Consider the following 11203-nt stretch of genomic DNA (forward strand, 5'->3'; position numbering starts at 1 on the left):
CGCACCGAGGAAGGCACAGCGCCCGCCGGACGACACCGGCGGGCGCTGTGCGCTGTGATCAGCCCAGCTTCTTGAGCAGCTCGTCGGCGAGCGGCGCCGAAGAGGCCGGGTTCTGGCCGGTGACGAGGTTGCGGTCGACAACGGTCTTCGGCGCCCACGGCGCGCCCACCTGGACCTCGACGCCCGCTGCGGTCAGCCGGTCCTGGAGCAGCCACTTGGCCTTGTCGGCGAGGCCGCCCTGGATCTCCTCGTCGTTGGTGAACGCGGCCACCTGGTAGCCCGCGAAGGCGTTGGTGCCGTCGTCCTTCACCGCGGCGAGCAGCGCGGCCGGGCCGTGGCAGACCACGCCGAGCGGCTTGCCGGACTCCAGGGCGAGCGTCAGCAGCTTCCCGGAGTCGGCGTCGACGGCCAGGTCCTCCATGGGGCCGTGGCCGCCGGGGTAGAAGACGGCGGCGTAGTCGTCGAGGTCGACCTCCGTCAGCTTGACCGGGTGCTGGAGCTCGGTCATCGCGGCGAGCGCGGCGGCGGTGCGGTCGGCGCCCTCCTGGCCGCCGTTGAACGCGGGCGCGAGGCTGCCCTTGTCGACGGTGGGGACGACACCGCCGGGGGTGGCCACGACGATCTCGTGCCCGGCGGCCTTGAAGGCCTGGTACGGGGCGACGGCCTCCTCGGCCCAGAAGCCCGTGGGGTGCAGGGTGCCGTCCGCGAGGGTCCAGTGGTCGGCGCCGGTCATGACGAAGAGGATCTTTGACATGGGTCGACCGTAGGCCAGCACACCCATAGAAATCCAATAGGCTCACGTATATGAGAGATAGGGAATCCAATGCCCACCCGGTCGGAGGCCCCCTGGACCTGAACCTGCTGCGCACGTTCCTGACCGTGTACCGCACCGGCTCCTTCACCGCCGCCGCCCGCCTGCTCGGTCTGTCGCAGCCCACGGTGACTACGCAGATCCGCGCCCTGGAGCGGCAGCTGGACCGGGAGCTGTTCGAGCGGCTGGCCCGCGGGGTGGCGCCCGCGCCCTACGCGGACGAGCTGGCGGCCCGGATCGTCGAGCCCCTGGACGCGCTCGCCTCCGTGGCGCATCCGGAGGACACCCCCGCCGAGCCCGTGCACCTCGCCGGTCCGGCCGAGTTCCTGACCCGTTCCGTCCTGCCGGGCATCGCGCCGCTCGTGGAGAAGGGCGTACGGCTGCGGGTCACGCCCGGTCTGACCGAGCCGCTGCTGGAGGATCTGCGCGCGGGCCGGCACGACCTGGTGATCGCCTCCTTCCGGCCGCGCGGCCGGACGCTGACGGCGGTGCCGCTGAACGACGAGGAGTTCGTGCTGGTCGCCGGGCCCGCGTGGGCGGAGCGGATCGGTGGCGCGGACCGGCTCGCGGCGGAGGGGGCCGCCGCGCTGCACGGCGTCCCCCTGGTCGCGTACGCGGAGGACCTGCCGATCGTGCGCCGCTACTGGCGGCATGTCTTCGGCAAGCGTCTGGTGTGCCAGCCCGCGGTGACGATGCCCGACCTGAACGCGGTCCGGGCGGCGGTCGCGGGCGGTACGGGTTTCTCGGTGCTCCCCCGTTATCTCTGCGCCGACGAGCTGGCGTCCGGCGCGCTGGTCCTGCTGCACGATCCGGACGACCCGCCCATCAACACCGGCTTCCTGGTGCAGCGCCCCGGTGTCTCGGGCAACCCGCACGTGGCCGTCGTACGCGACCATCTGCTGCGCGCCGCCCGGGAGTGGTAGTCAGGGCTTGAGGAACGAGGAGCGGGCGCCCTCCAGGGTCGCGTCGATGCGGGCCGCCTGCCCCTGGGTGAACATGAACATCGCGATGTCGTCGGTGTAGTCCATGTAGTTGACGAACATGTCCCCGTCGGGTGCGTTGTTGCAGGTCACGTGCGGGAACGTGGGGGTGCCGAAGTTGGGGCCGCCCGCGTTGGGGGTGTCCGCGACGAAGTCGGTGCCGCTGCATCCCTGGCCGTCGTCGCCCCAGATGTGGAAGAGGTTCAGCCAGTGGCCCACTTCGTGGGTGGCGGTCCGGCCGAGGTCGAAGGGCGCCTGGGCGGTACCCGTCGTACCGAAGAAGCGGTGGCCGATGACCACGCCGTCGGTCTCAGGCGGGCCGCCCGGGAACTGGGCGTAGCCGAGGATCTCGCCGAGGGTGGGGTCGGGGTCCTCGATGCGGGGGGCGACCCAGAGGTTGAGGTACCGGTCGGCGGGCCAGGCGTCATGGCCGCCGCTCGCCGCGAACTTGATGCCGTCGTCCGTGCGGAAGAGGTCGCTCGCGGTCTCGGTGCGGGTGATGCCGTCGGTGGGCGCGCCGAAGGGGTCCTCGGTGGCGAGCGCGAACTCGATGCGGCAGTCGGCGGTGAGGGACTGCCAGACCTCGGGGACCTTCGAGATGTCGGGGTTGAGCATCCGGTAGTCCCGGTTCAGGACCTCGATCTGGCCGGCGATCTGCGCGTCGCTGATGTTCTGCTCGGGCGTGCGGTGGACGACGTGCACGACCACCGGGATGACCGTCACGCCGGCGCGGGCCGAGGTCTCCAGGCCGGTCTCGAAGGCGAAGGCCCTGTTCTCCACCGCGTCCCGCGCCAGGGCGTAGGAGGCGTTCTCGGTCAGCAGCCGCCGGTGCACCGGCATCGTGCCGCAGACGCGGCGGGTGGGGGTGGTCTCGTCGATCTCGTTCTCGGGCACGCTGCACCGCCTGACGATGGCCGCGTCCGTGTGACGCGGAGGTGAGGGTGGAACGGGCCCGTTGAGGTTTACGGTAGGGCGACCACACGGACACGGTCAGCAGAATCACCGAATTCACGGTAAGTACGGCGTTGCATTCCGTATCGGGTCAACCGGACAGGTTTCCGGCTGAACCGGCAGGGAGCAGGAGGTGCCCGACCATGAGCGGTCCGCCGCCGGAGCTGATCGGCGCATGGGTGCATTCGTACGAGGAGGACTCGCCCGGCGTGACCGTCTACCGCCGGGCCGGCTACCCGCTGCCGCCCGCGCGGGGCCGCCGCGCCCTGGAGTTCGCCGCGGACGGCACCTTCACCGAGCGGCCCATCGGACGCGGCGACGCCCCGGGGCGCCGGACCGGCAGCTGGGCACCGGCGGACCAGGAGGGCCGACGCCTCGCCCTCAGCCTCCCGGACGCGGAACGCCAGTTGGAGGTCCTCCAGGTCGACGACCAGATCCTCAAGGTGCGGGCTCCGGACGGAGGGCGGCGTGTTCCGTAGCGGGGCCGTGGCGATGGCGGCGGTCGGTGTGCTCGCGCTGACGGGGTGCGGCGCCGAGGACTCTGGCGGCGGGACTCCGGGGTCCCCTCTCGCCTCCGACGCTCAGGACTCCCGGGCCCCGGCGCCGGAGGTGACGGCCGGTGCGACGACGCCGACCCCCGTCCCCACCGCCGACGCCGCCCACCAGCTCGTGTCCCTGAGCATCAGCGGCGGTTTCGCCGGCGTCTCCCAGCAGGTGGTCCTGCGCGGCGACGGCACCGTCCACGCCCGCGGCAACGGCAGCTCCGCGACGCGTCACCTCCGCGCGGCCGAGTTCACGGAGCTGCGGACGCTGCTCGGCGATCCGGCGCTCGACGAGGTCCCCGACGTCACGGTCGACACCGGCGCCGCCGACCTCTTCCAGTACCGGCTCCGCTTCGACGGCCGCACGGTCACGACCGACCGCTCCGCGGCGCACCCCGCCCTCGACCGTCTCATCGACGCCCTGAGCGCGTTCCTGCCGAAGGGCTGACGGCCTACTCCCCCGTCAGTACGCCGGCTTACTCCCGCTGGGAGACGACCGCGCCGCGCCGGCCCGGCACCGTGGGACCCATGAAACTCAGCCGCCCGGCCCGCAAGGGCTCCCTCGTCGTCCATGTCGTCGCCTCCGCCGGCTGGCTCGGCCTCACCCTCGGACTGCTGGCGCTCGGGATCACCGCGGCCACCACCGGCGCCCCGGTGATCGTGGAGTCCTCGGTCCGGGCCATGAAGCTGTTCGCCGACTGGCTCCTGCTCCCCCTCGCGCTCCTGACCTTCCTCAGCGGACTGCTGCTCTCGCTGGGCACGCCCTGGGGGCTGGCGCGGCACAAGTGGGTCTACACGAAGTTCTGGCTGTCCCTGGCCACGCTCACCGCGACGGCGTTCGTCCTGCGTCCGGCCGTGAACTCCGCGGTCGCCGCCGTCGCCGCGGGGCACCCGCTGCCGGACACCGGCGACGTCCTGTTCGGTCCGGTCGTCTCGTCGAGTGCGTACGTCTTCATGACGGTGATCTCGGTGCTCAAGCCCTGGGGACCGACCCGGCGCGGGCGCACGCACCGGGCAGCATCAACTCCCGCCGCCCGAGGCGGCATTGACGTCCCCGCCGAGGCCGCGTCACGGTGATGGTCCGTCAGACAACCTCCGGAGGGCGTCCATGACTTCAGCGTCGGCACCCCGCTCCGACTCCGAACTCCTCGCGCGGGTACGGGAGATCCGTCCGCTGATCGCCGAACACGCGCCGCGGACCGAGCGGGAGAGGCGGGTGACCGGCGAGGTCGTCGCGGCGCTCACCGAGGCCGGCGTCCACCGGATGAACGTCCCGCGCCGGTACGGCGGCCACCAGACGCGGCTGCGCACCCAGGTCGACGTGCTGGCCGAGGTGGCCGGAGCGTGCGGGTCGGCCGGTTTCACGGCCCTGATCCAGGCGGGCTGCGCGTTCATCGCCGCGCTCTTTCCCGACGAGGCGCAGGACGAGATCTTCGCGAGCCCGGACGTGCGGGTCGGCGGCACGCTCGTCCCGGACGCCACGGCGGTCGCGGTGGACGGCGGCTATCTGGTCAACGGCACCTCGGGCTTCGCCACCGGCTGCCAGGACGCCGACTGGCATCTGCTGACCGTCCGTGTCGAGTCCGCTGAGGGGCCGCCCGAGGTGTTGTGGACGGCCGTACCCGTGTCGGAGCTGGAGATCCTGGACGACTGGCACGTCTCCGGGCTGGCCGGCTCCGGCAGCAACAGCGTCGTCGCCCATGACGTCGTGGTGCCCGCGCACCGCGTCCTGCCCGTCGGACCGCTGCTGGCGGGCGAGTTCCCCTCCAAGGCGAACGCCGACGACCCCTTCTACCGGATGCCCGTCCTGCTGCTGTTCTGCGCGTGGACGGCCCCGCACGCGCTCGGTCTGGCGCGGGCGTCCCTGGCGGGGTTCACGGAGCGCATCCACCGGCGGGGCATCACGTACACCTTCCACGCGCGGCAGCACGAGGCGGCCGTGACGCACCTCCAGGCCGCCGAGGCGGCGATGAAGATCTCCTGCGCCGAACTGCTGGCGGACGAGTTCGTCGCCCGCATCGAGGCCGGGGAGCCGTTCACCCAGGAGGAGCGGGCGAAGATCCGGGCGCAGAGCGGTTATGTGGCGCGGCTGTGCAAGGAGGCCGTCGATCTGATCGCCTCCGCCTCCGGCGCGTCCTCGCTGCGCCTGGACGTGCCGGTGCAGCGGGCGGTGCGCGATCTGCACGCCCTCAACCTGCACTCCTTCGTCAATCCCGCGACCAATCTGGAGCTGTACGGGCGGGTGCTGTCCGGGCTGGATCCCGGGACGCTCTTCCTCTGAACGAAGGTCGCTCGCGCTGCGCCGGAGAGGTGATCCAGACCACGAAGGAAACGATGTCGTATCTCTGGTCGCGGGGCTATGCTGAGGTCTACGCGAACGAAACCGTTTCGTTCAGGAGGGTCGCCACCATGACCTCTGTACTCATCGTCAGCAGCCAGTCGCTCCAGCGTCTCGGCCTGCGCATGCTCCTGACGGACCAGCCCGACCTGACCGTCTCCGGCGAGGCCACCACCGGCGCCGAAGCGGTCCGCATGAGCGCCGCGCTGCGCCCGGACGTCGTCCTGCTCGACGGCCGCGTCCAAGACACCGATGGCATCGATGTCATCCGCCGGATCACCCATCCCCCGGCCTTCGCCGCCTCCCCCGGCCTCTCCGAAGCGGCGGCCCGCCCTCCGCGCGTCCTCGTCCTCACGCCCGACACCCACGAGCAGCACGCCTACGCCGGGCTGCGGGCCGGGGCCGGCGGGTTCGTCCTGGAGAGCGCCGCCCCCGAGGAACTGGTCGCCGCCATACGGGTCGTGGCCGTCGGGGACGCCGTCATCACCCCCAACCTCACCCGCGCCCTCATCGACACCGTCCGGCAGCAGCAGCCGGTCCGTCCCGCCACCACCGGGGTCGGCCTGGACACGCTCACCGAACGGGAACGCGACGTCCTGACCGCCATCGCCTCCGGCTGGTCCAACGCGGAGATCGCGGCGCGGCTGAGCATCGCCCCGACGACCGTGAAGTCCCATGTCAGCCACATCCTCGCCAAGATCGGTGCACGCGCCCGCGTGCACGCGGTGGTCTTCGCCTACGAGACGGGCCTGGTGCGGCCCGCCGCCTGAGGACACCGCGGACGTTTGACTCCGCGAGATCTGGTCAGGCGCGGGGGATGTTCCAGCTTCCCGCCCCCGCGGTCCCGTCCGCCACGTCCGCCAGACCGGCCCCCGGCACCGCGCGTCTCCCGCGCGGTGTACCGGGGGCGGCGTGGTGAGCGGGCCTCTCGCGGGCCGCCCGCCGGTCCAGGACCCGGCGCCCGGCCCCGGCCGTCCCGCCGAGGACCGCGACGCGTTCTTCGACAACGCCAAGTACCTGGCGATCGTGCTGGTGGCGGCCGGCCACGCGTGGGAGCCGCTGCGCGACGGCAGCCGGACGGTCAGCGCGCTCTACATGCTCGTGTACGCCTTCCACATGCCGGCGTTCATCGTCGTCGCGGGCTACTTCTCCCGGACCTTCGACGCGAGCCCGCGGCGGCTGAGACGGCTGGTGACCGGGGTCGCCCTCCCCTATGTCGTCTTCGAGACGGCGTACACCCTCTGGACGCGCTGGACCGACGGCGTCCCGGACCGTCCGGTCAGTCTCCTGGATCCGCTGTATCTGACGTGGTTCCTGGCCGCGTTGTTCCTCTGGCGGCTGGCCACCCCGGTGTGGCGGCACGTGCGGTGGCCGCTGCCCCTCGCGCTCGGTGTCGCGGTCCTGGCGAGCGTGACGCCGTCGATCGGCGAGGACCTCGATCTCCAGCGCACGTTGCAGTTCCTGCCGTACTTCGTGCTGGGCCTGTGTCTGCGGCCGGAGCACTTCCGGCTGGTGCGCCGCCGGTCGGCGCGGCTGCTGGCGGTGCCGGTGTTCGCGGGTGCGCTCGGGGTGGCCTACTGGGCGGTGCCGCGGCTGAGCGGTGCCTGGTTCTACCACCGGGACAGCGTGCAGGAGCTCGGTGCGCCCGGCTGGTCGGGTCTGGTGATGACGCCGGTGCTGTTCGGCTGCTCGGTGCTGCTGGTCGCGTGCTTTCTGGCGTGGGTGCCCGGGAGACGGACGTGGTTCACCACGCTGGGCGCGGGCACGTTGTACGGCTATCTGCTGCACGGGTTCGTCGCGCAGGGCTCCGAGCCCTGGGGCTGGTACGAGCACGCCTGGGTCCACGAGCCGCTCGGCGCGCTCGTCGTCACGGCCGTCGCCGCGGCGACCGTGACGCTGCTGTGCACCCCGCCCGTGCGCCGGGTGTTCCGCTTCGCCGTGGAGCCGGACCTGCCGTGGTTCTTCGGACGTGACGGCTCGCGGAGGCCTCTCACGGACGCCAGTACAGCGCTGGATCCGGGTGGTCGGTGAATCCCAGGTCGCGATAGAGGGGTTCGCCCTCGGTCGAGGCGTACAGGTCCACGCGCGACACCTCGCGTTCCCGGAACCAGTCCAGCAACTCCCGCATGATCGCCCGGCTGTGGCCGCGCCGCCGGTGCGCGGGGTCGGTGACGACGCCGACGACCTGGCCGATGCGGCCGTTCAGAAGGTGCGGTCCCGGCAGCCGTTGTTCGACGACACCGATGCCGCAGGCGGCGAGCCGGCCGCCCGCGCCGTCGACGACGAGGATGCGGACGGAGGCCGAGGTCAACTGTTCCGTCAGCACCACGGCCAGGGCGTCGAGCCAACCGTCGTCGCCCGGCGCGGAGTTGAAGAAGGAGTCCGTCAACTCGTCGAACAGCAGCGCCCGGAGACGCAGAAGCTCGACGAGGTCGTACTGGCCGGCCTGGCGTACGGCGGCACGGATCGCGGTGCGTTGTCCCATGCCGACGAGCCTGATGTAATGACCTTGTGCACCTCAACCCTTACGGCGAGGATGCCGTGCGCCTCGCCGCCGACCTGGCCAACCGCCGCCCGGCCGACGCCGGTGAGCTCTCGGACCGCTGCCGGGGCGCGGGGCTGACGGTGGAGGGGCCGGTGACGCCGGACGACCTCGACCGGGTCGGGGCCGCGCTGGACGCCTGGGAGAAGGTCGTCGACGCGACCGCCGACCACGAACGCGCCGCGCTGGTCAACGCGATGCTGGCCTCCGCCGCCGCCTACCCCCGGATGACGAACCACGTCGGTACCGGCTGGCACCTCCACTACCGCGACGAGGACCAGCCGCTCGGCGCGGTCGTCTCCTCCCTGATCTCGGTCGGCACGGCACTGCACCTGGCGGGCCGTGGCATGCACCGCCTCGGCCGCTGCGCGGTGACCGAGTGCACCACGATCTTCGCCGACACCTCCCGCACCGGAAGGCAGCGCTACTGCTCGCAGCGCTGCGCGAACCGCGACGCGGTCCGCCGCCACCGCGCCCGCGGGGTGCCGTCCACCGGCTAGCGCACGGCACCCCTCGGGATCAGCTCACTTGCCGACCGGCTTGCCGCGCTGCCAGGCCCAGGCCAGTCGGTCCGCACCGGACTGGTTGGTGGTCTTGAGCCAGGGCTTAGCCGGGTCACCGGTCAGTTCCTGTATCGAGTAGATGTCGTCGGTGCGCAGGCCCGGCCAGTACACCGAGCCCATCTTCAGCTCGCGGAAGGTGTCGGTGACGGCCTGGATGAAGTTGACGTAGTTGTCGTCCGGCGTCTTCACGTTGTAGTTCAGACCCGTGGTCATCGGCGCCCCGAACTCGTCGGCGACGGTCCGGTTCGCGCAGTCGCCGATGCGCACCTTCAGGTCGGCGACCCACTCGTCGTAGGTGGCGTACGACTTCCAGAAGCCGTAGTGGTGCAGGGAGAGGTAGGTGCCCTTCAGCCGCGGGTCGGCGCAGACGGACGTGACGTGGTCGTTGTAGCCGGCGCCGCTGACGAAGACGCGGTTGCGCGGCACGGACTTGTAGGTGTCGAGCCACTTCGCCGCGATGTCGGCCCACTCGGTGTCGGTGTAGCCGTGCGGCTCGTTCATCGGCTCGAAGTACACCTTCGAGTTGCCCTTGTAGGCCTTGACGACGGTGTTCCACATCGGCCAGTAGGTGGCCTCGTCGTCGATGTAGCCGTCCTTGCGGTCGCCGGTGCCCTCCCAGTAGGACACGATCACCTTGAAGCCGTGGGCCGTCGCGGCGTCGATGACCCCGCGGTACGACTTCCAGTAGGCGCCGTTGACCGTGTACGGGTTGATCGGCAGCCGGACCGTGTTGGCGCCGAGGTTGGCGCGGAACGCGGAGATGATCCGGCTGGCCTTGACGTAGGTCTGGGCGTAGGTGTCGGTGGTCGACAGGCCGGACAGCTGGAGCGTGTCGTCGGCGAAGTTGTCGCGCGGGTCGGCCCAGTTGACGCCCTTGAACTGGGTGGTGTCGATGCTCGGCGCGGCGGCGGCGGGGCTGCCCGCGAGGCCGGCGGCGGTGACGGCGGCGATCGCGACCGCGGCGAGGGCGGCCCGGGTGCGGGGCTTGGGGCGGGTGCTGACAGGGGTCTTGCGCATCGACGTACCCTTCCGGAGCGACAGGATGTTTACGTAAACATCACGGCGCCGGAATCGTGGCATCCACCCTCACGACCGTCAAGGTTTCCCACACGTAACATCCGTCGCGACGGCAGCGACGGCAGCGAGGACCGTGCGGACAGCCGGGTCCGTGACGGCCCCGGGCGGGTGACGCGTGGGCCCGGCCCTGGGCACGGCCGGGCCCACGCGGGGTCAGGCGGTGTGGAGGGTGAGGCCGTACCGGTTGAGGATCTCGTTGACGGGCTGGAACCAGGTCTCGCCGCCGCTGGAGCAGTTGCCCCAGCCGCCGGAGGTGACGCCCTGGGCCTGGTCGCCGCTGATGAACGAGCCGCCGGAGTCGCCCGGTTCGGCGCAGACGCTGGTCTTGGTCATCTGATGCACCGCGCCCTGGCTGTAGTTGACGGTCTCGTTCATGGCGAGGACCGTGCCGCAGTGCCAGTGCGTGGTCGAGCCGGACCGGCAGACGGAGGAGCCCACGGGCGCCACGTTGGAACCGCGCACCAGCTGGTCGGAGACGGTGCCCCAGCCGAGCACGACCGGCACCGTCCACCAGCCGCTGCCCACGTTGACCCAGGCGTAGTCGTTGTCGGGGAACGACGAGCCCTGGAAGTTGCCGATGTAGCTGCGGTCCCAGCCGTAGACGGCGCCGGTGTGCTGGTCGCAGTGTCCGGCGGTGATGAACCCGCCGTACACCGAGAAGCCTATGGAACAGCGGACGTTGCCGGTGTAGAACGGGTCGCCGCCGACGGTTCCGGCGGCGAAGGTCCGCGGTGCGGTGGTGACGTGCCGGACGGTGACGGGGCCGGCGCGGTGGGCCCGTTCCACGAAGCGCCGGACATCGTTGTCGGCCTTCTCGCCCGCGACGACGTTGACGACGACCGTGCTCGCCCGCGGGTCGACATGCCAACTGGCGACGCCCGCCGGGGCGTTGAGCTTGTCCAGTCGCGCCTGGGTGGCGGTGAGTTCGCGGGCCGTGTGGGCGACGGTGCGGACGTCGGCGCCGGTGGCGCGCACCGCCCGGACGGTCGCCTGCGGCGCGTCCGGGGTGAGGCCCACGGTCAGGGTGCCGGCGCCGGCGTCGTACCAGGTGCCGCCGAGTGAACTCCCGGCGGCCTTGCGGGCCTTGGGCTCGGTGGCCGTGGCCCGCTGTTCGGCGGCGAGTCGGCGCTCCGCCTGGGCCTTGGTGAGGTGCAGGTCGTGCCGCAGGGCGGTGAGGAGACCGGCGGAGGCGGGTGCCTTCGCCGGACGTGCGCCGTCGGAGGAGGCGGCGGAGGCGGTGGCGGGTGCGGTGCCCGCCGCGAAGCCGGCGCCGATGGTGAGCAGCACGGCCAGGGCGGCATGGGTAAGTCTGGTGCGTCTCATGGGGGTTGGCCCTTCGTCGTTCCAGTGGAGTGGGGTGGAACAGCGGGGAACAGCAGGATGCTGAGAGCGCTCTCAG

General features: G+C 71.8%; 13 protein-coding genes. 8 read left to right on the plus strand and 5 right to left on the minus strand.

The window, feature by feature from the left end:
• Positions 1 to 58: 58 nt before the first annotated feature.
• Positions 59 to 754, minus strand: coding sequence for a type 1 glutamine amidotransferase domain-containing protein (locus EJC51_RS07415; RefSeq protein WP_126270315.1), 696 nt, complete (start codon positions 752 to 754; stop codon positions 59 to 61).
• 50 nt (positions 755 to 804) lie between these two features.
• On the opposite strand from EJC51_RS07415, the gene EJC51_RS07420 reads away from it, so the two are divergent.
• A complete protein-coding gene (locus EJC51_RS07420) occupies positions 805 to 1734 on the plus strand; it encodes a LysR family transcriptional regulator (protein ID WP_126270316.1) in 930 nt (309 codons plus the stop codon).
• On the opposite strand, the gene EJC51_RS07425 is transcribed toward EJC51_RS07420, so the two are convergent.
• Entirely contained in the window at positions 1735 to 2685 is a 951-nt protein-coding gene (locus EJC51_RS07425) for a zinc metalloprotease (protein ID WP_244362544.1), read from the minus strand.
• A 200-nt stretch (positions 2686 to 2885) separates the two neighbouring features.
• On the opposite strand from EJC51_RS07425, the gene EJC51_RS07430 reads away from it, so the two are divergent.
• The 6 genes from EJC51_RS07430 (at position 2886) to EJC51_RS07455 (ending at position 7653) form a co-directional block, all read left to right on the plus strand.
• Entirely contained in the window at positions 2886 to 3221 is a 336-nt protein-coding gene (locus tag EJC51_RS07430) for a hypothetical protein (protein WP_126270317.1), read from the plus strand.
• Positions 3211 to 3732: a hypothetical protein gene (locus EJC51_RS07435; RefSeq protein ID WP_244362545.1), complete on the plus strand. Its 522-nt coding sequence runs from the start codon at positions 3211 to 3213 to the stop codon at positions 3730 to 3732. Before EJC51_RS07430 ends, EJC51_RS07435 begins: the two co-directional genes overlap by 11 nt.
• Positions 3733 to 3812: 80 nt before the next feature.
• Positions 3813 to 4361 (plus strand): DUF2269 family protein, encoded by a 549-nt coding sequence (locus EJC51_RS07440; protein WP_126270318.1) that lies wholly within the window; start codon positions 3813 to 3815, stop codon positions 4359 to 4361.
• Positions 4362 to 4392: 31 nt separating this feature from the next.
• Complete coding sequence (locus EJC51_RS07445; RefSeq protein ID WP_126270319.1) at positions 4393 to 5565, plus strand: acyl-CoA dehydrogenase family protein; 1173 nt, start codon at positions 4393 to 4395, stop codon at positions 5563 to 5565.
• A gap of 128 nt (positions 5566 to 5693) precedes the next feature.
• On the plus strand, positions 5694 to 6392 hold the full coding sequence (locus tag EJC51_RS07450; RefSeq protein WP_126270320.1) for a LuxR C-terminal-related transcriptional regulator: 699 nt from the start codon (positions 5694 to 5696) through the stop codon (positions 6390 to 6392).
• Between the two features lie 145 nt (positions 6393 to 6537).
• On the plus strand, positions 6538 to 7653 hold the full coding sequence (locus tag EJC51_RS07455; protein ID WP_244362547.1) for an acyltransferase family protein: 1116 nt from the start codon (positions 6538 to 6540) through the stop codon (positions 7651 to 7653).
• On the opposite strand, the gene EJC51_RS07460 is transcribed toward EJC51_RS07455, so the two are convergent.
• Entirely contained in the window at positions 7613 to 8107 is a 495-nt protein-coding gene (locus EJC51_RS07460; RefSeq protein ID WP_126270322.1) for a GNAT family N-acetyltransferase, read from the minus strand. The genes EJC51_RS07455 and EJC51_RS07460 overlap by 41 nt on opposite strands.
• 26 nt (positions 8108 to 8133) lie before the next feature.
• On the opposite strand from EJC51_RS07460, the gene EJC51_RS07465 reads away from it, so the two are divergent.
• Complete coding sequence (locus tag EJC51_RS07465) at positions 8134 to 8664, plus strand: CGNR zinc finger domain-containing protein (protein ID WP_126270323.1); 531 nt, start codon at positions 8134 to 8136, stop codon at positions 8662 to 8664.
• 24 nt (positions 8665 to 8688) lie between these two features.
• Here EJC51_RS07465 and EJC51_RS07470 read toward each other — a convergent pair whose 3' ends face one another.
• Both EJC51_RS07470 and EJC51_RS07475 read right to left on the minus strand, forming a co-directional pair.
• Complete coding sequence (locus EJC51_RS07470; RefSeq protein ID WP_126270324.1) at positions 8689 to 9744, minus strand: glycoside hydrolase family 5 protein; 1056 nt, start codon at positions 9742 to 9744, stop codon at positions 8689 to 8691.
• 213 nt (positions 9745 to 9957) lie between these two features.
• Complete coding sequence (locus EJC51_RS07475) at positions 9958 to 11127, minus strand: S1 family peptidase (RefSeq protein WP_126270325.1); 1170 nt, start codon at positions 11125 to 11127, stop codon at positions 9958 to 9960.
• Between the last annotated feature and the right edge of the window lie 76 nt (positions 11128 to 11203).

The sequence above is a fragment of the Streptomyces aquilus genome (genome assembly GCF_003955715.1).
Lineage (GTDB): Bacteria > Actinomycetota > Actinomycetes > Streptomycetales > Streptomycetaceae > Streptomyces > Streptomyces aquilus.